At 60.8% G+C, this 22,702-nt stretch carries 20 protein-coding genes; 9 read left to right on the forward strand and 11 right to left on the reverse strand.

Features of this window, described 5'->3' with window-relative positions; all coding sequences use genetic code 11:
- The first annotated feature begins 107 nt into the window (after positions 1 to 107).
- The 6 genes from N5D22_RS21160 (at position 108) to N5D22_RS21185 (ending at position 7,914) form a co-directional block, all read left to right on the forward strand.
- Positions 108 to 662: an RNA polymerase sigma factor gene (locus N5D22_RS21160; RefSeq protein WP_279657883.1), complete on the forward strand. Its 555-nt coding sequence runs from the start codon at positions 108 to 110 to the stop codon at positions 660 to 662.
- Between the two features lie 161 nt (positions 663 to 823).
- On the forward strand, positions 824 to 1,783 hold the full coding sequence (locus N5D22_RS21165) for a FecR domain-containing protein (RefSeq protein ID WP_279657866.1): 960 nt from the start codon (positions 824 to 826) through the stop codon (positions 1,781 to 1,783).
- 116 nt (positions 1,784 to 1,899) lie between these two features.
- The gene (locus tag N5D22_RS21170) at positions 1,900 to 4,320 is read left to right on the forward strand and encodes a TonB-dependent receptor (RefSeq protein ID WP_279657865.1); all 2,421 of its coding nucleotides are present in this window, start codon (positions 1,900 to 1,902) and stop codon (positions 4,318 to 4,320) included.
- A complete protein-coding gene (locus tag N5D22_RS21175; RefSeq protein ID WP_279657864.1) occupies positions 4,320 to 5,210 on the forward strand; it encodes an ABC transporter substrate-binding protein in 891 nt (296 codons plus the stop codon). Before N5D22_RS21170 ends, N5D22_RS21175 begins: the two co-directional genes overlap by 1 nt.
- Positions 5,207 to 7,177, forward strand: coding sequence for a Fe(3+)-hydroxamate ABC transporter permease FhuB (fhuB, locus tag N5D22_RS21180; RefSeq protein ID WP_279657863.1), 1,971 nt, complete (start codon positions 5,207 to 5,209; stop codon positions 7,175 to 7,177). The genes N5D22_RS21175 and fhuB overlap by 4 nt, the downstream gene beginning before the upstream one ends.
- Positions 7,174 to 7,914, forward strand: coding sequence for a siderophore-interacting protein (locus N5D22_RS21185; protein WP_279657862.1), 741 nt, complete (start codon positions 7,174 to 7,176; stop codon positions 7,912 to 7,914). The genes fhuB and N5D22_RS21185 overlap by 4 nt, the downstream gene beginning before the upstream one ends.
- Positions 7,915 to 7,921: 7 nt before the next feature.
- Here the strand turns inward: N5D22_RS21185 and N5D22_RS21190 are convergent, their stop codons facing one another.
- A complete protein-coding gene (locus tag N5D22_RS21190) occupies positions 7,922 to 9,244 on the reverse strand; it encodes a solute carrier family 23 protein (protein ID WP_279657861.1) in 1,323 nt (440 codons plus the stop codon).
- A 251-nt stretch (positions 9,245 to 9,495) separates the two neighbouring features.
- Complete coding sequence (gene ampC / locus N5D22_RS21195; protein ID WP_279657860.1) at positions 9,496 to 10,653, reverse strand: class C beta-lactamase; 1,158 nt, start codon at positions 10,651 to 10,653, stop codon at positions 9,496 to 9,498.
- A 133-nt stretch (positions 10,654 to 10,786) separates the two neighbouring features.
- Between ampC and N5D22_RS21200 the strand changes: the two genes are divergently transcribed.
- Positions 10,787 to 11,668, forward strand: a complete 882-nt coding sequence (locus N5D22_RS21200) for a LysR substrate-binding domain-containing protein (protein ID WP_279657859.1) — start codon at positions 10,787 to 10,789, stop codon at positions 11,666 to 11,668.
- 3 nt (positions 11,669 to 11,671) lie between these two features.
- Here the strand turns inward: N5D22_RS21200 and chrA are convergent, their stop codons facing one another.
- The 5 genes from chrA to N5D22_RS21225 all read right to left on the reverse strand — a co-directional run bounded on the left by chrA (position 11,672) and on the right by N5D22_RS21225 (position 17,253).
- Complete coding sequence (gene chrA / locus N5D22_RS21205; protein WP_279657881.1) at positions 11,672 to 12,880, reverse strand: chromate efflux transporter; 1,209 nt, start codon at positions 12,878 to 12,880, stop codon at positions 11,672 to 11,674.
- A gap of 188 nt (positions 12,881 to 13,068) precedes the next feature.
- Positions 13,069 to 13,548 (reverse strand): hypothetical protein, encoded by a 480-nt coding sequence (locus N5D22_RS21210; RefSeq protein WP_279657858.1) that lies wholly within the window; start codon positions 13,546 to 13,548, stop codon positions 13,069 to 13,071.
- 129 nt (positions 13,549 to 13,677) lie between these two features.
- Positions 13,678 to 14,220, reverse strand: coding sequence for a hypothetical protein (locus N5D22_RS21215; RefSeq protein WP_279657857.1), 543 nt, complete (start codon positions 14,218 to 14,220; stop codon positions 13,678 to 13,680).
- A 218-nt stretch (positions 14,221 to 14,438) separates the two neighbouring features.
- Entirely contained in the window at positions 14,439 to 16,304 is a 1,866-nt protein-coding gene (locus N5D22_RS21220; protein ID WP_279657855.1) for a tyrosyl-tRNA deacylase, read from the reverse strand.
- Between the two features lie 49 nt (positions 16,305 to 16,353).
- Entirely contained in the window at positions 16,354 to 17,253 is a 900-nt protein-coding gene (locus N5D22_RS21225; RefSeq protein ID WP_279657854.1) for a hypothetical protein, read from the reverse strand.
- A 28-nt stretch (positions 17,254 to 17,281) separates the two neighbouring features.
- Between N5D22_RS21225 and N5D22_RS21230 the strand changes: the two genes are divergently transcribed.
- Together N5D22_RS21230 and N5D22_RS21235 are read left to right on the forward strand one after the other, a co-directional pair.
- The gene (locus N5D22_RS21230; protein ID WP_279657853.1) at positions 17,282 to 17,476 is read left to right on the forward strand and encodes a hypothetical protein; all 195 of its coding nucleotides are present in this window, start codon (positions 17,282 to 17,284) and stop codon (positions 17,474 to 17,476) included.
- Between the two features lie 393 nt (positions 17,477 to 17,869).
- Positions 17,870 to 18,727, forward strand: coding sequence for a hypothetical protein (locus tag N5D22_RS21235; protein ID WP_279657852.1), 858 nt, complete (start codon positions 17,870 to 17,872; stop codon positions 18,725 to 18,727).
- Here the strand turns inward: N5D22_RS21235 and N5D22_RS21240 are convergent.
- The 4 genes from N5D22_RS21240 to N5D22_RS21255 form a co-directional block, all read right to left on the reverse strand.
- Positions 18,667 to 19,422: an aspartate/glutamate racemase family protein gene (locus N5D22_RS21240; protein ID WP_279657851.1), complete on the reverse strand. Its 756-nt coding sequence runs from the start codon at positions 19,420 to 19,422 to the stop codon at positions 18,667 to 18,669. The genes N5D22_RS21235 and N5D22_RS21240 overlap by 61 nt on opposite strands.
- 11 nt (positions 19,423 to 19,433) lie before the next feature.
- The gene (locus N5D22_RS21245) at positions 19,434 to 20,252 is read right to left on the reverse strand and encodes an ABC transporter permease (RefSeq protein ID WP_279657850.1); all 819 of its coding nucleotides are present in this window, start codon (positions 20,250 to 20,252) and stop codon (positions 19,434 to 19,436) included.
- Between the two features lie 4 nt (positions 20,253 to 20,256).
- Positions 20,257 to 21,168, reverse strand: a complete 912-nt coding sequence (locus tag N5D22_RS21250) for an ABC transporter permease (protein ID WP_065656055.1) — start codon at positions 21,166 to 21,168, stop codon at positions 20,257 to 20,259.
- A 228-nt stretch (positions 21,169 to 21,396) separates the two neighbouring features.
- Positions 21,397 to 22,686 carry a PotD/PotF family extracellular solute-binding protein gene (locus N5D22_RS21255; RefSeq protein ID WP_279657849.1) on the reverse strand — a complete coding sequence of 430 codons (1,290 nt, stop codon included), beginning with the start codon at positions 22,684 to 22,686 and terminating at the stop codon, positions 21,397 to 21,399.
- Positions 22,687 to 22,702 lie beyond the last annotated feature (16 nt).

Genomic DNA, 22,702 nt, shown 5'->3' on the forward strand with positions numbered 1-22,702 from the left:
GGAGGCGCGGGGCGATCCCGCAAAACCAGGGCCGTCGCTTCGCATAGTCTCTAATTCGGCACCGATTACAGATAATCGGCCGGTGACTGCATTGTTCGACAGACCGACTGGCCGAGGTTTCGGGCAGGAAGAGTGTCGATGACCGGAAGGCAAGGCTCTTGAGTTGGGATCTGCAGGAATTGTTCCGGCTATATGCGAAAGGCATCGTCAGATCCCTGCGCAGCAGAGGCATAGATTCCGAAACAGCGTCCGATCTGGCGCAGGATGCATTTTTGAAGGTGCTGGCGTCACCGCCACCGGCCAGCGCCGCTTCCCACAATCCCAAATCCTATCTTTATACGGTGGCGCGCAATCTCAGCATCGACCACTATCGCCGCGAGCGCAGCCTGCTCCGTGTCGATCTGCCGCAAAATGCCTTCGATGCCATCATCGATCCGTCGCCATCCGCGGAAACCATCGTTTACGACCGCCAGCGGCTACAGCTGGTGGAGCAGGCCCTGGCGGAGCTGCCGCGCCGGGTGCGCGAGGCCTTCCAGCTGCACCGCATGGGGGGGCTGACCATAAGCGAAGTGGCCCAGAAGCTTGGCATGTCCACCACCCGCACCTGGGTTTTGATCCGCGACGCCTACGAACATATAGAGGATCGCCTGAACGGTCTTTAGAAGACGGAAACCGACCGTCCGGCCACCGGTCTTTTGAAAACCATCCCGGATTTCAAGGGCCTGCGCTTTAAATTCCTCTTCACCCGGAAATATGCCGCCTCTCATTCGTATATATCAAAGGCTGTATTTTTTGACCTCCGGCAATTTCTGAAAGGCTCCCTATGAACGAAGTGTCGGAAGAACGGCGCCTGTTTCGTGAGGCTGCGGATATTGCCATTCGCCTGCAGAACGATCCCGGCAATCCCGTCGCCATCGAAACCGCGCGCGCCTGGATCGAGCGTGGCCCGGCCCATGCGGCCGCCTGGGCGAAGGTTGCCGCCATCCATGGCATGACCGGCCAGGTTCTGGCCGAAGAGGCGCGTTCGTCTCAACCGGGATTCGATCCGAACCGCCGCCTTCTTCTGATTGCCGGAGGCGCGCTCTGTCTCGGTGCGGCCGCCAGCGGCCCATGGCTCGCACCTTATGTGGCGATGCGCGCCCGGGCCGACTATCTGACCGCAACGGCCGAGATCAGAAAAATTCCCCTCGCGGATGGCAGCGTGGTCACACTCGGACCGGACAGCGCAATCGCTGTCGAATTCGGCGAGCGGGCAAGATGGGTGAACCTCTTGTCCGGCATGGCATATTTCGATGTCACGCCCGATCGTTCGCGCCCCTTTTCGGTCGCCTACGGGCCGCTGACGGCCACGGCGCTCGGAACCGCCTTCGACGTTTCCGGCGATGATCTCTCCATTTCCGTCTCCGTCGACAGGGGGCTTGTTCTCGCGACCTCGCCCGACCTGCCCTCGCCCCAGGGGGAAAGACTGGCGGCGGGCGATTGGCTGACCTACGATCAGACATCTCGCCGCATGGATCGCGGCGTCCGGGAGGCTTCGGAAATCGCGGCATGGCGCATGGGTATGCTCATCGCCGAAAAGGAAACCGTCGCGGCCGTGGTAAAGCGCATCGCCCGCTGGCAGCAGGGAAAGGTGGTCATTGCCGCTCCATCCCTGAAAAACAATGTCGTCAGCGGCGTATTCGATCTTAACGACCCCCTGCGCGCCCTCGACGCGGTGGTGCGGCCATTCGGCGGAAAAGTGCGAACAGTCACGCCATTCCTGACCGTTATTTCCTCCGTTTGATAAAACTTGAGAAAAAGAGGAAAATTTTCGAACGCCATTCGTACTGTCCTCAGGAAGCCCGCCGACGGCATGCGCCGGCCGGTCTTCGGGGACAGATTTAACGGAGTGGTTTTCACATGGGGAATGGGTTCTCATCGGCTCATAGGGGTAACAACAGGGGCTGCAAGGGCCGTGGCGCGCTGGTCGCCGCCTTTCTGGCAACGACATCGGCGCTCGCCGCGGGCATCGCAGCGCAGCCTGCCTATGCGCAGGCGGTTTATTCGGTTCCGGCCGGCCCGCTGAACAAATCGCTGGCGACATTCGGCAAATTGTCGGGAACGCAGATCTCCTATGATGCGTCGATCGCGCGCGGGAAGCTTTCACAGGGCGTAAACCGCGCAACAACCCGCGAAGAGGCAATCGTGGAATTGCTGCGCGGGACGGGTCTGGTTTATTCCTTCACCGACGCCACCTCCATTGTCATCGCCGCCCCGGTCAGCGCCGCGAGTGCCGCCGCCGGTGGAAACTCCACCCTTCTCGAAACAATCACAGTTCAGGGCACGGGCCCCGCTTCGGTGCTGCAGCAGGATGGGCTTGCGCGGGACGGCTACCGGACATCGACCCTGTCATCCCTTGGCCTGCTTGGACAGACCTCCATTCGCGACACACCGTTTTCCGTTGCCGTTGCGCCAAGGGAACTCATCCAGAATATCCAGGCGCAGTCCCCTGAAGATATCTACCGTGTCCTGCCGACCATCCGCAGCCAGACGCCGCAGATGTCCGGCTGGGCGCCGATGGCCAATATTCGCGGATTCACCACCTATGACACCGCCGAAGACGGCTTCCGCCGCTCCTACAGCCACGCAACGGTGCTGGAAGACAAGGAGCGCACCGAGGTTCTCTCCGGCCTTTCCGGCTTCCTCTACGGCGCGGCCTCGCCTGCCGGCATGATCAATTACGTCTACAAGCGGCCGACGCAGGAACGTTTAAACAGCGTGACGGTTGGTAATTACGGCGGCGCACAGGCTTTCGTCCATGGCGATTTCGGCGGTCGCATCGATCCGGAAGGCGATATGGGCTATCGCCTCAACATCGTTCGCTCGGCCGGAGATGCAGCAATCGACGACCAGAATGTCGACCGCTTTCTGGCAAGTGGCGCTTTCGACTGGAACATCACCGACCGGCTGAAGCTGGAACTCAACGCTTCCTACAGCAAATACAAGCTGGATGCCGCCAACTCCTATTGGGCTTTCGCAGACGGCGTGCCGCATGGTGACGCGCCGGACGCCAGCAGGAACTGGAGCCAGCCCTGGATTCACGATGAAATCGAGAAAAAGCGGTTCTCGGCCAAACTCACCTATGATGTGAACGATGCCATCACCCTGCGCGGCGGCTATATGCGGGAATATATCAACCGGCCGGTTCAGGATCATACGATGAACTCCGTTGAAACGCCGGGTGAATATTCCCAGATCGCAATTCGCTCCGGCAGGACAAAAAACCTCTTCGATGCCGCGAATTTTTTCACTGACGTCAACTTTGATACCGGTGCTGTCTCGCACAAGCTGACCGCCGGATATTATATGTATCAGGGCAAGGACTGGGGCACGACCTATAACCCCAACACGGGCTGGCAGCCGTCCTTCCCCATGTCCTCTCCGCGACATATTGCCGAGCCCGTTTTCCCGGTGAACAACGGCACGCTCTACAAGTCGGGTTATGTGCGCAATCATAACTTTGTCGTCGGCGATCAGATCGAATTCGATGAACAGTGGTCGGCCCTCGTTGGCGCCAATTACAGCATGATCCAGAGCCAATCGCTGGATAGCAGCGGCGCCCGCTCCGCACCCGATTATGATGAGGGAAGACTGTCGCCCTCGGCGTCTCTGCTGTTCAAGCCGGTGGAACAGGTCACTCTTTATGGAAGCTATATCGAGGGGCTTGAGCAGGGTGGGGTCGCGCCGGACACCGCCGTCAACAGCGGACAGATTCTGGCACCCATGGTCAGCAAGCAGAAGGAAATCGGTATCAAGGGCGAAGTCGGCGACATGCTGCTGACGGCGGCGCTGTTCGACATTTCCAAGGCTTACGAACTGACGACGGATGCCAATGTCTACACGCAGGATGGTCGCCAGCGCCATCGCGGCCTCGAACTCACGGCGACCGGCAAGGTGACCGACGACCTTACCATTCTCGGCGGCGTGACCTTCCTCGACGCCAGGGTCGAAGGTGGAACCTATGACGGCAAGCGCCCCATGAACGTCGCCAATGTTCTGGCGAAGATCTATGCCGAATATCAGGTTCCCACCGTCGAGGGCCTCTTCCTGACCGGCGGCCTGTATTATACCGGCAAGCAATGGGCGACATCCGAAAACAACGACCGGCTTTCCTCCTATGTCACCGCCGATCTCGGGCTGCGCTACACCACCGAAAACTTCGGCAATCCGCTGACCTTCCGGTTGAACGTCAGCAACATCACCGATGAGAACTACTGGCAGAACAGCTATTATCTCGGAGCACCGAGAACCGTTTCCTTCTCGGTCCAGGCGAAGTTCTGATGATGCTGCGCAGTTGCCTGTCCCGCAGAGCCCTGCTCTGCGGGACAGTATCCCTTTTTCTCACCCACCGGCCGTCCTCGGCCGCCTGTTCCGGCGGCATCGTCGCCATGGACTGGGTAAGCGGGCAAAACCTGCTGGCGCTCGGTGTGCAACCCGTCGCCATGCCGGAGCTGGAGCGTTATGCCAGCCTCGTTGTCGAACCGGCCCTGTCGCCCTCGGTCGCCGAGCTTGGGTTGCGGTCAGAGCCCAATCTGGAGCTTGTCGACCACCTTCGACCCTGCATGATCGTGCATAGCGACGATTTCTCCATGGCCGCGGGCCGCCTCAACTCCATCGCGCCCATCCATTTTTTCGATGCCGGCGTAACAGCAGGCGAGGACCATTTAATCAGCGGCAGAAATGCACTCATGACGCTCGCCGCGCGGATCGGTGATCCCGGCCGGTTTGATGCGTTTGAGGAGAGTTTCAACGCGGAAATACGGCAGGCACGCGCCCGGCTCTCATCCTATGACGGCCGGCCTCTCCTGCTGGCGACGGTCATAGATGGCCGCCGATTGCTGGTTTTCGGCAGGAACAGTCTTTTCCAGAATGTCCTCGACCAGTTCGGCATAAAGAACGCCTGGGACGGTTACACCTCGCAATATGGTCATACGACAGTGACGGCCGACCAGCTTTCGCGTTACCCGCAGGCACGGCTTCTATGCATCGGCGACACCAGCAGCGAAAAGCTGGATACGCTTCTGGCTGGGCCCGTCATGAAAAGCCTGCCCTTCATCCGCGAACACCGGTTGGTGCGCATCGAGGATGTGCTGTTTTACGGCGGACTGCCGCCAGCAAAACGGTTTGCCCGGCTCGTTGCCACAGCCCTTGCCGGTGAAGCATCGCAATGAGCAGGACGGAAAACATATCCACAATCGTGACCGCATCGCTCGCCATCATCTGCCTTGGCCTTACCGGCCTCAACCTGTTTCTGCGCATGCCTGAGGGAACGCCGCTTGCGGCCCTGTTTTTTCCCGATCCCGACGTTACAGCGCAGGTACTGCTTCACAATACATTGCTGCCGAGGATCGCCGTTGCGCTGATGACCGGAGCCGCACTCGGGCTTGTCGGGGCGATCCTCCAGAACATCCTGCGCAACCCTCTCGCCGAGCCGGCGACACTCGGCATTTCAGCCGGTTCCTATCTTCTGCTTGCCATTGCCACGCTCTGGTTTCCGCAATGGATGGGCGCACGGGAATGGGTCGCCTTTGCCGGAGCGGGGCTGTCGCTTCTGGCGATCCTGGCGCTTTCCTGGCGCAACGGCCTCTCGCCCGTCACGGTGACGCTGGCGGGCATGATCGTCAGCCTTTATTGCGGCGCGGCGAGCGCCGTTCTGGTATTGTTCAATCACGATTTTCTCGTCAGCATCTTTTTGTGGGGCGCAGGATATCTCGACCAGCAGGACTGGAGCGCCGTGTCATTCCTGGCCCCGCGCCTCGCGGTGCTCGTCGTCGCTGTCACATTGCTGCTTCGACCCCTGACAATAATGGCGCTGGAAGATGCCAGTGCCAGAAGTCTCGGCCTGTCGCTCGCCGCCTACCGGCTTCTGACGCTCGTGGCGGCGGCGGCACTGACGGCGGTGGTGACGGCCTCGGTTGGTATTATCAGCTTTGTCGGGCTGGCCGCACCCGCGCTTGCGCGTGCCTGCGGTGCAAGGCGAATGGCGGCGCAGCTTGTCTGTTCGGCAGCACTTGGCGCGCTGCTGCTGACCCTGACCGACCAGATCGTCCTGTTTCTTCCCGTTACCTACCGATTGTTCCCGACCGCCGCCGTCACCGCGCTTCTCGGGGCGCCCCTGATGTTTGCGCTGATCCGGCGGCTGAAAATGCCCGCTCCGCCACAGCCGGGCGCCCAGGCGACACCGGCGCGCCTTGCCCGGCCCGTTCCAGCCTTGCTCGCCCTGGTCGCCATTCTCTGCGTGGCCGCCTTCATGGCCCTGTTCGTTGGAAAAAATACGGATGGCTGGTTTTTATCGGGGCTTGCCGATCCCGGTATTCTCGACTGGCGCTGGCCAAGGGCGCTGGCGGCCTTTAGCGGCGGGGCAATGCTGGCGCTCGCCGGCGCGATCCTGCAGCGTGTAACCGGCAATCCCATGGCATCGCCGGAAGTGCTGGGCGTGTCTTCCGGGGCAATGCTTGGCGTCATTGCCGTGCTTCTCACCCTTGCCGCACCCACCCGGGCCGCGCAGATTGTCGCAGGGGCTGCCGGTTCGCTGACGGTTCTCCTGCTGATGCTGACCCTGTCGCGCAAGCCCGGTTTTTCTGGCGACCGGCTGCTGCTGATCGGCATCGCCCTCAGTTCCGTCTCCGGCTTCGTCATGGCCGTGCTGATGACATCGCAGGATCCGAGGCTCGGCCAGCTTCTGGCCTGGCTCTCCGGCTCCACCTATGCGGTTGAACCCGGCGAGGCAATTCTGGCGATGATGCTGCTTTTCTGCGGGCTCGCCTCCACGCCCTTCATCCGCCGCTGGCTGGAACTGCTGCCGCTTGGGGAAGACATTGCCCGGAACGCCGGTGTGCCGCTCGTGGCGAGCCGCAACATTCTCTATTCGCTTTCGGCCATTCTCACGGCAAGCGCCACAATTCTCGTCGGTCCCTTGAGTTTCGCCGGGCTGATGGGGCCTCACATTGCGCGTCTTGCGGGCTTTCAGCGCGCTGGCACCCAATTGCCGGCGGCGGCGCTGATCGGCGGCCTTATCCTTCTCGTCGCCGACTGGCTGGGGCGCAGCATTATTTTCCCCTTCCAGATACCCGCCGGCCTCCTTGCAACGGTGGTCGGCGGCCCGTTTTTTCTTGTACTCATGGGGAAGCGCGCATGAGCATTCTTGCGGACAGGAGTTTTCGGATTCTGACATTGGTCGACAGCCGCCGCATCGCCCCCGGCATGCAGCGCCTACGATTTACCGGCAACGAGCTTCATCGTTTCGACACGCTGAAAAACCTCCATGTCAGGCTCTATTTTCGAAGGCAGAACGCCATCGGAGGCAGCCGCCTCTCTCCCGAAAACCATGGCGGCACATCCGGGTCGGAAGATGCTTTCGATGTCCGTTATTATACGATCCGGACGATGGACGCCCGCAGCGGCTGGATAGACATTGATTTTGTCCTGCATGAGGATGCGGGACCGGGATGCGCCTTCGCACTCAACGGACGCCCCGGTTCAGTTTGCGGCATGTCCGGTCCCTGCGGGCTGGGAATGAAGCCCGCGAAGCACTATCTCCTGGCCGGGGATGAAACGGCCCTGCCAGCCATTGCCCGCATCTGCGAAAACCTGCCCGCGGACGCGACCGGCCAGGTCTTCATCCGCGCGGCAAGCTGCCAATATGACATCGTCGCGCCCGCCGGCATGCAGATAAGCTGGCTGCCGCGATCGGACGTGTCCGCTGCGCAATTTGTTGAACGTGTTGGCGACGCAGCCGCGGAAGCGGCCGCATCCACAGACGACTATTTCCTGTGGCTCGCCAATCCATTCTCACAATGGCAGGAATTCCGCGACAGGCTGTCGAGATTGCCCAAGAAACGCTATCTCAACGCCTGCTACTGGCGAGATGATTGATTGGCCCTCACCTGCCCTGCGCCGCCCTGCCGAGACCCAGCAGGTGATAAAAGGCAATCGCGCCGATCGTCGCCGTGCCGATACCATCCAGTGTGAAGCCGGCAACGTTGAGCTTGAAGTTGCCGGCGCCCAGCACCAGCGCGATACCCACGGTGATGAGGTTGCGCGGTTCGGAAAAATCGACCTTGTTCTCGACCCAGATGCGCCCGGCGGTCGCGGCAATGAGGCCGAAGACCACGACGGAAAGGCCGCCGATGACCGGCCCTGGTATGGTCTGGATGAGCGCGCCGAATTTTGGCGAGAAGCCGAGAAGGATGGCGACCAGTGCAGCGACGATGAAGACCAGCGTCGAAAAGATGCGGGTTATCGCCATGACGCCCATGTTTTCGGCATAGGTCGTCATGCCGGTGCCGCCGAAGGCGCCGGAAAACATCGTCGCGACGCCGTCACCGATGAAGGCGCGGCCGAGATAACGATCGAGATTCTGGCCGGTCATCGCGCCTATCGCCTTGATATGACCGAGGTTTTCCGCAACCAGAATGACGACGACCGGAGCGATCAGGGCAATGGCGGAGGCGGAAAACACCGGCGTGGTGAATGTCGGCAACCCGAACCAGGACGCCGCCGCGACCCCAGAAAAATCGACGGGCTTGCCAAGACCGAAACCGTTCGCAAGCACGAGATAGGCGATATAGGCAATCGCACCGCCGATGAGGATGGGCAGGCGACGCGCCATGCCGGGCGCATAGACCGCGATCGTACCGACCGATGTGACCGTCAGGATCGCAATCCAGCGCGACAGCTGGTCGCCGTCGGGATTGCCCGGACCGGAGCCGGAGGCGCTTGCGATGGCGATGGGTGCGAGAACGAGGCCGATGGCCGCAACGATCGCGCCCGTCAGAACCGGCGGCATTAGCTTCTCGATCCAGTTATGGCCGGCGATCATGACGATGACGCCGATCAGCGCATAAAGCACACCGGCCGCGATGATGCCGCCGAGCGCCAGTGCGATGTTGGGGCTGGCCGCACCGGCCGCCGCCCCCGTCGCCACCAGCACCGGGCCGATGAACGCAAAGGACGAGCCGAGATAGCTCGGCACACGGCCGCCAACGGCGATGAAAAAGATCAGTGTCGAGATGCCCGAAAACAGGATCGAGACATTCGGATCGAACCCCATGATCAGCGGCGCAAGCACCGTGGAACCGAACATCGCCACGACATGCTGCAGACCGAGCACTGCGGTCTGCCCCGCGGGCAGCCGCTCATCGGGCAGGATGCGCCCTTCCGTCTTCAGTCGCCAGCGAGGAAAATAACCACCGGTATCGCTCATCGTCGTCCCCCACGAAACAGTCGGCACGCGCTTACAGGGCTTTCCCGTTCCAGTTCGTAGCCGCACAGAGATTTGCTTTTGTGATTTGCGCATGCAACCGAGACCGAATCGGCAGCCGGCGCATCTTTTCTCCGTTAGCGCGATTGCCTGCCTGTGTCATCGGCAATGGACCGTTTCCCACCGTTACGCATTCTGGCGCAGGAACAATCGGCTCCCGCGCCAGGACGAAGACACCAGAATGACGGACGGCGTTATTGCGCCTTTTCGAGCGCCGTCAAAATCTCGTAGGCGGCGGCAACCCGCTCCTCATTGGGATAGTTTTTATTGGCCAGAATGACGACGCCCAATTTCTCCCTGGGTATGAACGCCACATAGGCGCCGAAACCATTGGTGGAACCGGTCTTGTTGATGAAGACGTCCTGGCGCGGTTTCATGGGCGGTGATATCCCGGCAACCGGAACGGTCTTCAGCAGCGCGCCGGAATTCAACCTGGTCAGCGTCTTCAACGACGCCGGATAGGCATATTGCTCCCAGACCATGTCCTGCGTCATGGCGCCGACGCTGAAATATCCGGTATGGGTGTTGAAGATCGCCTGCTGGATTTTTCCATCCAGCTTTTCCAGCCCCATATTCGCATCGACGAAGCGGATCATGTCCTCCGCCGTCGACCGGACGCCATAGGCCTCCGAGGAGAGAATGGCGGGTGTCACGCGGGCGGGTTCGCCGGTTCGCTTATATCCCTGTGCATAATCGGTCATCTTCGTCCTGGGCACGACGATGAAGGTGTTCTTCAGGCCCAGCGCGGGAAACAGCGTATCCTGCATCGCAACGTCGAAGCTCTGGCCCATCGCCTTTGCGGTGATGTATCCGAGCATACCGATGCTGGGATTGGCGTAGCTCCGGTGCGTGCCGGCCTTGTAAGACGGTTTCCAGGCCTTGAGATAGGCCAAAAGCTGCTCTTCCGTCTTGACATTGTCCGGCACCTGAATGGGAAAACCGCCGGCGGTATGGGTGCCGAGATGCATCAGCGCGACGTCGCCGAAGGGTCTCCCCTTCATGGATGGAAGATAATCGCCGACCTTGCCGGACAGCGAGAGCTGGCCATTGCCTTCCGCATAGGTGCTGAGGGTGACGGTGAAGGTCTTGGAGATGGAGCCGAGCTCGAAAAGCGTTTGCGGGGTAACCGGCTCACCCGTGCTTTTGGACATGACGCCATAGGTGAAGATGTGGTTTTCACCACCGACGCTGATGCCGACGGCGAGACCCGGAATGCCGTTTTTCTCCATGACCGGCTTGATCGCGGCATCCGTGATCGCCTTCAGCCTGGCGCCATCGGCGGCAAAGGCCTGCGTGAACAGGCTCGTCGAGAGCAAGGCGGCCAGTACGATATGTCTGCGACTAAGTTTCATCTTTCACGTTCTCCAAAACCTCAGGTGGATTTTCGGCGTATCCGCCGGCCCCAGCGAAAGACGTTTAACCGCTCTACATTGCACGAACAAACCATGATATCTCGGAGGAGACGCAAGAAAATCTAGGTCTTGAATGGTTCGGCAATTTCTTCCCCTGAACGGCTTGCGGGCCTTTGAAGCATCCGCCCGGCACCTGAGCTTCACCCGCGCTGCAATCGAACTATGCGTGACGCAGGCGGCTGTGAGCCAGCAGGTGAAGGGGTTGGAAAAGCGGCTGGGCGTCGCTCTTTTCCAGCGGCTTCCGCGCGGCCTGAAGATTACCGCAGAAGGTGAGGCCCTGCTGCCGACCGTGACCAGTTCCTTCGACCAGATGGCGACGACGCTCGACCGCATAGAGGCCGGACAGGTGCGTGAACTGCTGTTTCTTGGCGTCGTGGGCACCTTTGCGGTGGGCTGGTTGCTGCCGCGGCTACAGGCGTTTCAAAAGCTGCATCCGTTTATCGATGTCAGGGTTTCCACCAATAATAACCGGGTGGATATGGCGGCCGAAGGACTGGATTTCGCCATTCGCTTCGGTCAGGGCTCATGGCACGGCACGGACGCCTTCCGGCTGTTTGAGGCGCCGCTCTCTCCTTTGTGTACGCCGAAACTGGCGGACGCGCTGAAAAAACCCGCCGACCTGATGGAAGCGACGCTGCTGCGCAGTTACAGGGCCGATGAATGGAGCAACTGGTTTGCCGCAGCCGGCGTGACACCGGCGGCACAGGTGAATGCCGGCATTGTTTTCGACACCTCACTCGGCATGATGGAGGCTGCGTTGCAGGGGCTGGGTGTGGCGCTGGCGCCGCCATCGATGTTTTCGCGGCACCTGGCCTCGGGTGCGATCATTCAGCCTTTTCCGGTTACCATTTCGCTTGGAAGCTATTGGCTGACCCGGCTGCAATCGAGACCACCGACACCGGCCATGCAGGCCTTTTCGGACTGGATGTTCGACAGCATCGGCGTTGCGCGATGAAGCCTACGCCAAAGCCAGTATGATACCGCCGGCCGCGCAGAGAGCGACCACGGCCCAGGGCGGCGCTTTCCAGATCGTCAGCAGGATGAAGCCCGTAAGTGCAAGGGCGAAATCCTTCGGCGTGAAGATCGCGCTTGTCCAGACCGGGTCATAAAGCGCTGTGCCAAGAATGCCGACGACGGCGGCATTTGCCCCGCGCATGGCGGCCTGCGCCAGAAGATGCCTGCGGAAACCTTCCCAGAAGGGAAGCGCGCCGACAAGCAGCAGCATGCCCGGCAGAAAAATCGCAACAAGGGTGATGGCCGCGCCCGCCACGCCGTTGGGCTGCGGCCCCACCACGGCGCCGAGATAAGCAGCGAAAGTGAAGAGCGGGCCGGGCACGGCCTGGGTTGCGCCATAACCGGCGATGAAGGCGTCTTCCGTGACCCAGCCAGTCGCGACGACTTCCGATTGCAATAGCGGCAGCACCACATGGCCGCCGCCGAAAACCAGCGCGCCGGCGCGATAAAAGGCATCGAACATGGAAAGGCCTTGCGATGCCGTAACTGCGGCAAGCAACGGCAGGAGGCCAAGCAGCAGGGCGAAAGTGGCGAGCGCGACATATCCGATGCTTTTCGGCACCCGGAAGGCGAGATGCGTGGCCTGCCCCGCGGCATCCGCACGGCAGAAGACAAGCCCGGCGGCCGCGCCGACGGCGAGCGCCAGAACCTGCCCGAAGGCGCCGGCGACGAATACGACGCAGACGATGCCTGCCAGCGCGATGCTGGCCCGCTCACGATCCGGCGCAAGGCTTTTTGCCATGCCCCAGACCGCCTGCGCCACCACGGCGACGGCGACGATTTTCAACCCATGCAGCAGGCCGGTGCCGACAGGCCCTTCGATGGAAGCGGCAACCGTGGCGAAGAAGAGGAGGAGAATGGCAGATGGCAGGGTAAAGGCGGTCCAGGCCGCCAGCGCGCCGAGCGGCCCTGCCCGCAGCAACCCGAGCGCAAACCCAACCTGGCTGGAGGCCGGACCGGGCAGAAACTGGCAAAGCGCCACGAGATCGGCATAACCTGCCTCATCGATCCATTTGCGCCGCACCACCAGTTCATCGCGAAAATAACCGAGATGAGCGATGGGGCCGCCGAAGGAGGTGACGCCGAGCTTCAGAAAAGCCGCGAAAACCTCGCCGGGCGTGCCGTGTCTCTGGCTGCGCGCTTCGGTGTCCATGGTCTGCATTGACGATTTCACGAAACAACTCCCGGCGTGCAACGACTATTCATCGGCACATATCGACCTCAAAACGGTTTCGGTATCAGACACCATTATGACAGCGATATGAAGGGACTGGCCGTATCGACGCCGGAGAGCTGCGATACCTTTCCGGCGTCTTTGGTTGTTATCCGGCGAAGGTCCTATCACCCGGTCGGCAATAAGTCTGCGAAGTGCGAAATCCAGCCATTCTCATCGGTGCCGCCGGAAAAGCCCGTTGCTTCCCAGATGATGTGATGCCGGTTGCTGCCATTATGAATGGTCACCGCGGCGGCGATGGGGGTCGGGGACCGCCACGAAAAGTTCCGGTTCGCCCCGGGTTCGAGGTGGCTGAGGGATTCCAGCTGGATATCGTCGAGGAAAAGCACTGTGCTCATCTGGGTCTCATAGAGATTTTCCCAGCGCGCCTGCGCCAGCGCATTTGCGGCCGCAACGAGAAGATTGCTCTCGCCGACGGGATCAGCCAGGGCCGCCAGACGCCATGCGGCGAAAATATTGGCGATATCCCCCGTGCTAAGCCCGAGACCTGAGAGGAACTCGATGGTCTGCGCATTGCCGAAAGCATTGTAGCCCGCCTCGCCGAAGGGCCGGATATGCTTGACCACAAAATTGCTGAGAATTGGCATCTGTGTCTCCTTTTGGACATGAACCACCTGTTCCCGGACGTTGGCGTGCAGGATCGCAGGGTGGGATTTGTGTTGATTGGGCGCCGGGACATCCCCGACGATCGAAAGGAATGCGGTCGGCCTGCCGGCCTAACCGAAGGTGATGGCGACGCAGGCCGGCATTGCCAGGAATTCCCGCAGGCCGATGCGTGTTCTGGCCCCGCCCCGCCCGGCCGGCCATGGATCGAGGATATGAAGGTCGAGATCCCCGCCGTTCACGGTGTAGCCGTAGACGAGATAATAGTGGTGTTCCGTTCCGATCACGACGACGCGGTTGTTATCGATCTCGTCTCTGACGATATCGGCGGTCAGACCCTTGACGAAATGACCGTTGGTCGTTGTGTGATCGAAGGCGTTCCACTGGCTGGAAACCAGCCTGACGACGTTGCTGTGCGGATTGGCGCCGCCCTGTTCCACGATGCCGCCTGATTGATCCAGGGTCTGCGCCAGCTCCCAGCGCTCCTGAACCTGCGGATCGACCGTGGCCAGCGCCTCGGTGTTGCGCCTTGCAATCTCGTACTGGGTGGCCGCAGGAAGCCCACAAAAGGCCCGCACCATCTGCTCGACGGCGGCGAAGCACCAGGCTGGGGTGTCCTGAGGGACCAGGGCTGGAGGGTTGGTGACTGTCGGCATGGTCTTCTCCTTTCTGAAAATGACGTTGCATGGGGCGCTCCGATGGCGGCCGGATGCCTGTCGTTGATGTGGTGAATGTCGAAGTTTCGGCGGCCGTCCTGCCGGCATCTGCGCCGGCAGGACGTTGCCCATGATCCCATGCCCAAGGGGACGTGTTCGGCCGGGACCACGGAAACGCTTGCTGCCGGGCCGGAAAGTGACGGCAGGCTCTCAGGAGATCAGGCGGTCTTGCTCAGATCCTGACGATAGGCCTGCAGCGACGCGATTTTTGCCTCCGCCGCGGCCTCGCGTTCGGCGACGATGACCGAGAGCTTTTCCGAGGCTTCCGCCAAATAGTTCGTCAGTTCGGCGCCGGTGAGATATTTCCCCTGCAGCTTGTTGAGCTTCGACCATCCGTCCGCAAAGCTGCGGTTGAACCTCTCGCTGACGGTCCCGACCGCATACCATTGGGCGGTCTGCCTGACGAAGAACTCGTTGACGGAGCGAACGAGCTGGGCGAGGCGGTTCTTGCGAATGACTTCCAGCTCGGCCACATTGTCGATCGCCTTGACCTGGTGCCCGGCATCGTCGGCCACGGCCTGCATGAAATCGGCGAAGCTCTTGAAGAAAAATGCGATTTCCTCAATAATTTCCTTCGTGCGTTTCAGCGCCGTAATGCTGACGTTGAGGGATTGGACCGCAAGCTTGATCTTGTCGCTCTCGTCCTGCTTTCCCTTGAGCAGGGCGTTGATCTTTATGAGTTCGGCAGCCTGGGTGCGGCGTTCATTCTCATAGGCTTCCGCCTTGTCGATCATCTTCATCTGCATTTCGCGCAGGCTCGCCGCCTGCTGCTGCTGCTCGTCGGTGAGCTTGCCGAGCCCCTTGTCGAGCGCGTCGAGCGAAGCCTGCAGGCTGGAGATCAGGGTCTGCTGACTTGCGATCTTTTCCTCCTGCGCTTTCAGTTCCGCGGCGCGCGCGGTCAGGCGTTTGTCGAGTTCGGCAAGCTCCACGGCCTTGCTCGATTTCGGGTCGGTACCCTCGGCATCCTTCGCCAGCGTCGACCTGCTGTCTTCCAGCGCCTTGATATCCGTCTTCAAGCTGTCGCGTTTTTCCTCGCTCTTGCGCAGTTCGGCCTTCTGCTCGGAAAGCTTGCTCTGCGTGGCGGCCGCATCGGCCTTGCCGTCGCCGGTTGTCGGTGTGCGGGAACCGCCACCCTGCCCCTGCCCGTCATCCTGGCCACCCCTGGACTGTCCCGAAAGTGCGCCGCCGACCGACGAGGCCAGCATGGAGGCCGGACCGCCCGCCGCCATGGCGATTGCGGGAATGGCGCTTGAAATCATCTGTGCGCCGACCCGGACGATCGACATGATAAAAGCACGCTGCTCGGCCGTATTGGCCCGCTTTTCATATTCACGGGCCTTCTTTTCGAACTCCGCGACCTGCGCCTTCAGATCGTTCACAAGCGATTCCAGCTGTTGACGCCGCGCGTCGGCCTCGCGGATTTCCCGTTCCATCGTCACCTTGTCTTCGAGACGCTTGCTCAGTACCATTTCGCTCGCATCGGTGATCTGTGCGGTCGCCTTGATGATGCCGTCATAGGTGGAGGCGACCTCAAGCAGATCGTCACGCACTCTCAACGCCTGGTCGCGGATATTCTTCGCGAGCTTTATCAAGTCGTTGGAGACGAAAGCCTTGATCTCGCCCTGGTCATTTCCCTCGCGGATGTCCAGCCAGTCCGGGAAGATATCCTCGATTGAAATGCGGACGCGATTGGCAAGATCCATCGCACGTCTCATGCTGATTTCACTTTTCTGCTGCGACGTTATCAGGCTGTCCATGATGGCGCTGATGCGGCCGCGAATTTTGCCTTCCTCCTGCGGCGTGGTGTTATAGGCGATGTAGAGCAGGTCGATCGCATTGTCGGTGTCGCGCTTGGCGCGCTCGACATCGTAGGTTCCCTGGATCTTGTCGATATAATACCGGACGAGCGCCGTATCCGCCTTGGGAAGGCTGAATTCCGGCTTCGACACGATCGCCTCGACATCGGCGTCGATCGCGCTGTTGAGTTTGGTTTCCCGGCTTTCGAGATTGACGACATTGTTCATTTTCATGCTCCTGTTGATGGGTGGTTACGGAGAGTGATGGGGTGATCGTTCACGATCCGCATTGTTTCTTCGCGTCGTCCGGCAGTCCGGCCTCGGTCACGGAAATGAACTGCGGCACGTCCTTGGTCAGGCCGTCGATCTCGGCGGACAGCCGCGTAACCTGACGTATTTTCGCGTCGTCGGGATTGACCTCGCTCGCTTCCTTCAGAGCGCTGGTGAAGTTGCCGACCTGAATGTTGAAGTCCTGGACCTTGACGTTGATGGTGGAGATCGCCGCCTTGAGCCTGGTGATCTGCTCCTCCAGCGTTTTCACCGCCTTCTGGTTCTCGGCATGGCTCTGCTGCGCCGCCGCAAGCTGGCGGCGATTGTTTTCGAGCTGGTTGCGAACGCCTTCGAGAGCCGACCGGGCATTGTCCAGCCGCGGCTGGGCGATGCGGTATTCCCGCTCCGCATCCTTCATCCAGCCCAGCGCCTTGACCGCCGCGTCGCCGGCCTGGCAAATTCCCGGCAGGAAGAAGAGGACGCCGCTGCATATTCTGACGCGCTTGGCCTGTTCCTCCATTTCCCTGCGGGCCTTTTCGAAGGTGGCCTGGCGCGCCCTGACGTTCTCGCCCTCGGACTGAACCAGTTCCTCATAGCCCTTCACGCTGGTTTCGGACTGCACCACCTGCCGCTCCAGCTCGATCTGCAGGTACATGGCCTGACCCAGCGCCTTCTCGCGGTCGGCGCTGAGCTGCTGTTGCGCCGTCAGATGCTCCATCAGGCACACGGAACGGCGGCCGAGCAGCTCGCGGCCCGCTTCCGCCTGCTCCAGTTTCGACTGGAAAGCCGCCACCTGCTCGGTGGTGAGGGTGGCCGCGTTCGCAACGGCGGGCCCGCCCAGGGGCTGGATATCGAATTGCATCGCGATGGCCGCAAGGCCGGCGAAAATAACATGTCGAAGTTGCATGACTTCAGCCTCCTTTGGAGAATTGGGGATGGATAAAAAGCATGACGGGCTCCACACGCCGCCCGGCATCGCTGCCGACCGCGCCAGAGACATGGCTGTAATGTTCGGGTGTCAGGCGGTTCCGGGTGCATTTTTTGCAACGCCGTCAAGACCGAAAACACAACCCTCAAAGATTGTATTCATGGCAAGCGAGCGAAATATTCCGCATCCGAAACTTCATTAAATTATTCAATAGAAACAGACGATAAAATCGCCGTTGGCACTGCTCTCGCAAACCGTCTCAAAAGGGAACACATTTTAACGCGCCCTTTAACACTCAATTTATGAGAGTATTTTTTAATACCGTTCAACAGGGTGTCGGGGGAGTGCAACAAAATGCACGCATCTTCCGAACCGGAACCTTTCGGCCGTCGCGCGCACCCCGGGCGGTCGTCGCCAGCGCATGAAACTCACGCTTTGAAATTCGCCATAAAGTAGCGAATGCCAAGAAAACCATGGGAGAAAGGTATCTGGAAAAGCAGGCGCCCCGGCTTCAAAGACGCACCCGAAAAGGGACTTCGTCCGACCTCGGCCGGACATGCTTCGAGAGAGGCTGGACTTACTTGCGAACAGGATATTGAACGATGACGCCTTTGCCGACACCGTCGCCTATCTATGCACCGAGATCCCGGCCGTCTTCAAAAAGGAGCAGCGCCTCGTCCGCGCGCTCGGAGACTTCGGCGCATTCGCCACCGTGATGTGCGCCTTAGGCGTCGCATCGGCCCATGGCGGGCGATTTACGCTGGCGGCGGTTCAGGCAGTCGTCGTTCCACCCGGCTGGGCCTCCAGCCGCAGGACGCGCGCATTGATCGACTGGCTGGAACTGGAAAATACCGCACAGCGCCACCCGCCGCACGGCGATAAACGCGAGCGGCCATGGTCCATGGAGGGCTGGCTCATTGCCGCAATCGAAAAACTCGCCGCAACCTACCTTATCGCGGCCTCGCCATGGGCGCCCTGCCCGGCAATGGAAACGCCTGCGGAGGAGGCCGTCGGAACAGCCGTCCTCATAGACGGTGTGAGCTGGTTCCTGCGGCATGCGCAGGATCTGCCGTTTCCATCGGCGGAAACGCGGATGTTCCTCGGCCATGCGCCCGGTTTCCCGATATTGCTGGACCTGCTGTCAGCCGCGGAAACCGGAGCCTGCGATGTCACGGGTTGCGCCTTCTCCCGCAAGGCATCGGCGCGCGCCTACGGGGTCAGCCGCGCCCATATCACGGCCCTGCTTGCCAGGGCCGAGCGGTTGAAAATTCTGACGAGGAACGGTTCCGGCATCATTCTGAGCGATCTGACTTTGCAGACCGTCCAGCGTGACCTCGCCTATCAGCTCGCGTTCGTCGCTTTATGGCCGGCGATGGTGAAAACGGCACGATCTCAATCGTCCGACGCCCCGGAGAGCCTGTCCGGCCGGAATGCCTCCAGCAATCCGCGATAGGGTTTGGCGAGCGGCGTGGCATAAGCGCCGCGCTTGGCGGTGGACAACCCCATGGACACCAGCGATTCCGCCTGCTTGACGGCCGCCGCGACGCCATCGACGACAGGAACGCCGAATTCATGGCGCAGTTCGGCGGCAAGGTCGGCCATGCCGGCGCAGCCGAGCACGATCGCTTCCGCCCTGTCCTCTTTCAGGGCCAGCGAGATTTCCGCGCGCAGCCTTTCACGAGCGTTCGAGGCGGGATCTTCCAGCGACAGAACCGGAATATCGGCGGCGCGCACATTGCAGCGGGCGGACATGCCATAACGATGGACGAGATGTTCCAGCGGCAGCCGCGAGCGTTCCATCGTCGTGACGATGGTGAATTTCTGGGCGATAAAGGCGGTGGCGGAGACCGCCGCCTCGCAGATGCCGATAACGGGAATATCGGCGAGAGCGCGGGCCGCATCGAGCCCGGTGTCGTCGAAACAGGCGATGACCGCCGCGTCGGCTCCAAGCGCCGGCGCTTTTGCCAGCTCCAGCAGCAGGCCGGGCACGGCGAAAACCTCGTCGTAATAACCTTCGATGGAGACAGGTCCCATGGACGAGGTGACGGCCAGTATGTCCGTATCGCGGCCGGCTATCCGCGTCGCGGCGTCGGCAATGGTCGCGGTCATGGATTGCGTGGTGTTGGGATTGATGACGAGAATGCGCATTTTACGTTTCTTCATCCGCGCGAATGGCGGCGATTGAGCGTGACGATCAGGCCGAGCGTGGCCGCGATCACCAGGAAGGAAAACAGAGTTGTAACAGTACCGAGCGCATAAAGCACCGGCGTCGTGACATTGGTGGTCATGCCGTAGATTTCCAGCGGCAGCGTGTTGTAGGTGCCTGACGTCATCAATGTGCGGGCGAACTCGTCATAAGAAAGCGTGAAGCCGAAAAGGCCGACGCCGATCAGGCTCGGCGCGATCATCGGCAGCACCACATGGGCGAAGGTCTGCCAGGAGGATGCGCCGAGATCGCGGGCCGCTTCCTCATAGGACGGCGAAAACCGATTGAAGACGGCCAGCATGATGAGCACGCCGAAGGGCAGCGTCCAGGTGAGATGCGCGCCGAAGGCGGACGTATACCATGATGGCTCCAGCCCGAGCTGCTGGAACAGAACGCCGATGCCGAGTGAAATGATGATCGACGGCACCACGAGGCTTGCGACCGACAGATAGAACAACGGCGTCGCACCGATGAATTTGCGCCGGAAGGCAAGGCCCGCCAGCAGCGAGACGAGCACGGTAACGGCCATGACCATCAGGCCAAGAGCGAAGGAACGGCGGAAGGAGCCGCCGAAATCGCCGACGGCCTGCTGTTCGAAAAGATTGCCGAACCAGTGCAGCGAAACGCCGTTCAGCGGGAAGGTCAGGCCGCCATTCGGCCCCTGAAAGGCGAGGATGAGGATGGCCGACAGCGGACCGTAAAGAAACAGCACGAAGAGGGCGAAAAAGAAGGCGAGGATATAGAATTCGCGGCCGCGTTTTTCCTGATGCATGGGATCAAAGCTCCTTGCGGATATCGACGATGCGCAGGATGCCCGCGACCATCAGCAGAACGAGAATGAGCAGGATGACGGCGTTCGCAGCGGCGGCCGGATATTGCAGCAGCGACATCTGGTTCTTCATCATCAGCGCCACCGAGGCGCTCTGGCCGCCGGACATCACCTGAACGGTGGAGAAATCGGCCATGACCAGCGTGACGACGAAGATGCTGCCGATGGCCATGCCGGGCTTGGCAAGCGGAATGATGACGTTACTGAGCGTCTGCCAGCCCGTCGCGCCGGCGTCACGCGCCGCCTCGATCAGCGATTTGTCGATGCGCATCAGCGTGTTGAAGATCGGCGTGACCATGAACAGCGTATAAAGATGCACCATGGCGAGCACCACGGCGAAATCCGAATAAAGCAGCCATTCGATCGGTTCGGGAATGATGCCGGTGCCGACCAGCGCGCTGTTGACGAGGCCGTTTCGCCCCAGCACCGGAATCCAGGAAATCATGCGGATGATGTTCGACGTCAGGAAGGGCACGGTGCAGACGAGGAAGAGCACCATCTGCATGGTGGTGGTGCGAATGTGGAAGGCAAGGAAATAGGCGACCCAGAAACCGCAGAACAGCGTGATGGCCCAGACCATGGCGGCATATTTCAGGGTGTTGAGATAGGTCTGCCAGGTGACCCAGGAGCCGAGCGTTTCCAGATAGTTGAACGTCACGAAATCCGGATACATCTGGGCGAAATCGTAATCCCAGAAGCTGACGACGGCGATCATGAGGATCGGCAGAGCCAGGAAAAAGCCGAGGATCAGCAAAAGCGGCGCGGCCTGAACATAGGACACGAGCTTTTGCGGCAGCGCGAAGCTGCGGGGCGGCCTGTCCTTTTTGTCGCTGACGCCGATGAGTCTGACCGTCACCATGGTGGAGCCTTTCGCTGGATTTAGAGATGCACCGGCGGCGAAGGCCGCCGGCAAGCATGTTGACAAAGGCCTCTACACTCTCGCCGTCATCCTCGGGCTTGACCCGAGGATCCATGGCCGCGCCAGATTGTGGATCCTCGGGTCAAGCCCGAGGATGACGACGGAGGGTTTTCGACGCCTATGTGACTGACCGGCGGCCTTCACCGCCGGCTTCGTCCTTCAAAAACATCAGGCCGCGATGAATTCGTTCCAGCGGCGGACCATGTAGCGGTCTTCATCCATGACGGAGTTCCAGCACGCGACCTTGCCCATGCGTTCCTCGAAGGAGCCGCCATCGCGCACCGCGCCGGCCTTTTCCATGACCTTGCCGTCGGGCGCGATGATATCGCCCCCAGCCGGCTTGCCTTCGACCCAGTAGCCCCATTCGTCTGCGGTCATGTGTTCCTTCGCCGTTTCCATGGCGGCGGAATAATAACCCTGACGGTTGAGGTAAGCGCCGACCCAGCCGGAGGTGTACCAGTTGATATATTCATAGGCCGCATCGAGTTTCGCGCCCGAGAGGTGCTTCGCAAGGCCAAGACCGCCGCCCCAGGAGCGATAACCTTCCTTCAGCGGCTGGTATTTGCAGGCGATGCCCTTGGAACGAACGGCGGCGACGGCCGGCGACCACATGGACTGGATGATGACTTCGCCCGAGGCCATGAGGTTGACGCTTTCGTCGAAGCTCTTCCAGAAGGCGCGGAACTGGCCGTCCTTCTTCGCCTTGATGAGGAAGTCGATGGTCTTGTCGATCTCCTCCTTGGTCATGTTGCCCTTGTCGGCATATTTGATGTTGCCCATGGCTTCCATGATCATCGCCGCATCCATGATGCCGATGGAGGGGATGTTGAGGATCGAGGTCTTGCCCTTGAACTTCGGGTCCATGATATCGGCCCAGCTTGAGATATCGCGGCCGACGAGATCGGGGCGGATGCCGAGCGTATCGGCGTTGTAGATGGTCGGGACCATGGTGAAATAATCGGTCTCGCCCTTCGCAAATGTCTTGTCGCCGGGCTTTTCGACGAAACCGACCGTGTGCGGGGCGGTGCCCTGCGCCACGACGCTGTCCGGTTTCAGCTTGCCGTTTTTGAACAGCGGCACGATCTTGTCGTAATATTTCAGCTTCTTGATTTCCATCGGCTGGATGACGCCGGCCGGATAGACCTTCTTCAGGATCCAGTATTCGATATCGGCGATGTCGTAGGAATTCGGCTGGGTAACGGCGCGCTGGGCGGCGGCGTCAGAATCCGTCGCCGTCATTTCGAGCGTGATGCTGAGATCGGCCTTGCACTTTTCGGCAATGGCATTGAGGTTCGACACGCCGGTGCCGAACTGGCGGATGGTGATGGGGTTCTGCGCCCAGATGGTCGGGAAGCCGGTAATGAGGCCGGAGCCGATTGCGGCACCCGTCGCCGCCGCACCGGCCTTGAGAAGGCCGCGGCGGGAAAGGCCTGTTTTGATCTTGCTGGTATCGGTCATTTCAAAGTTCTCCTCT

Origin of the sequence: Agrobacterium sp. GD03872 (assembly GCF_029840625.1) — a bacterium.
In the GTDB taxonomy this organism is placed as follows: domain Bacteria; phylum Pseudomonadota; class Alphaproteobacteria; order Rhizobiales; family Rhizobiaceae; genus Agrobacterium; species Agrobacterium fabrum_A.

Excerpts from the sequence above, each read along its gene's own strand:
- N5D22_RS21225 (WP_279657854.1), bottom strand. The coding sequence starts at position 17,253 with ATGCAACTTCGACATGTTATTTTCGCCGGCCTTGCGGCCATCGCGATG.
- N5D22_RS21200 (WP_279657859.1), top strand. The coding sequence starts at position 10,787 with ATGGTTCGGCAATTTCTTCCCCTGAACGGCTTGCGGGCCTTTGAAGCA.
- N5D22_RS21215 (WP_279657857.1), bottom strand. The coding sequence starts at position 14,220 with ATGCCGACAGTCACCAACCCTCCAGCCCTGGTCCCTCAGGACACCCCA.
- N5D22_RS21250 (WP_065656055.1), bottom strand. The coding sequence starts at position 21,168 with ATGGTGACGGTCAGACTCATCGGCGTCAGCGACAAAAAGGACAGGCCG.
- N5D22_RS21170 (WP_279657865.1), top strand. The coding sequence starts at position 1,900 with ATGGGGAATGGGTTCTCATCGGCTCATAGGGGTAACAACAGGGGCTGC.
- N5D22_RS21240 (WP_279657851.1), bottom strand. The coding sequence starts at position 19,422 with ATGCGCATTCTCGTCATCAATCCCAACACCACGCAATCCATGACCGCG.
- N5D22_RS21220 (WP_279657855.1), bottom strand. The coding sequence starts at position 16,304 with ATGAACAATGTCGTCAATCTCGAAAGCCGGGAAACCAAACTCAACAGC.
- N5D22_RS21165 (WP_279657866.1), top strand. The coding sequence starts at position 824 with ATGAACGAAGTGTCGGAAGAACGGCGCCTGTTTCGTGAGGCTGCGGAT.
- ampC (WP_279657860.1), bottom strand. The coding sequence starts at position 10,653 with ATGAAACTTAGTCGCAGACATATCGTACTGGCCGCCTTGCTCTCGACG.
- N5D22_RS21175 (WP_279657864.1), top strand. The coding sequence starts at position 4,320 with ATGATGCTGCGCAGTTGCCTGTCCCGCAGAGCCCTGCTCTGCGGGACA.
- N5D22_RS21230 (WP_279657853.1), top strand. The coding sequence starts at position 17,282 with ATGGATAAAAAGCATGACGGGCTCCACACGCCGCCCGGCATCGCTGCC.
- chrA (WP_279657881.1), bottom strand. The coding sequence starts at position 12,880 with ATGGACACCGAAGCGCGCAGCCAGAGACACGGCACGCCCGGCGAGGTT.
- fhuB (WP_279657863.1), top strand. The coding sequence starts at position 5,207 with ATGAGCAGGACGGAAAACATATCCACAATCGTGACCGCATCGCTCGCC.
- N5D22_RS21210 (WP_279657858.1), bottom strand. The coding sequence starts at position 13,548 with ATGCCAATTCTCAGCAATTTTGTGGTCAAGCATATCCGGCCCTTCGGC.
- N5D22_RS21245 (WP_279657850.1), bottom strand. The coding sequence starts at position 20,252 with ATGCATCAGGAAAAACGCGGCCGCGAATTCTATATCCTCGCCTTCTTT.
- N5D22_RS21255 (WP_279657849.1), bottom strand. The coding sequence starts at position 22,686 with ATGACCGATACCAGCAAGATCAAAACAGGCCTTTCCCGCCGCGGCCTT.
- N5D22_RS21185 (WP_279657862.1), top strand. The coding sequence starts at position 7,174 with ATGAGCATTCTTGCGGACAGGAGTTTTCGGATTCTGACATTGGTCGAC.
- N5D22_RS21190 (WP_279657861.1), bottom strand. The coding sequence starts at position 9,244 with ATGAGCGATACCGGTGGTTATTTTCCTCGCTGGCGACTGAAGACGGAA.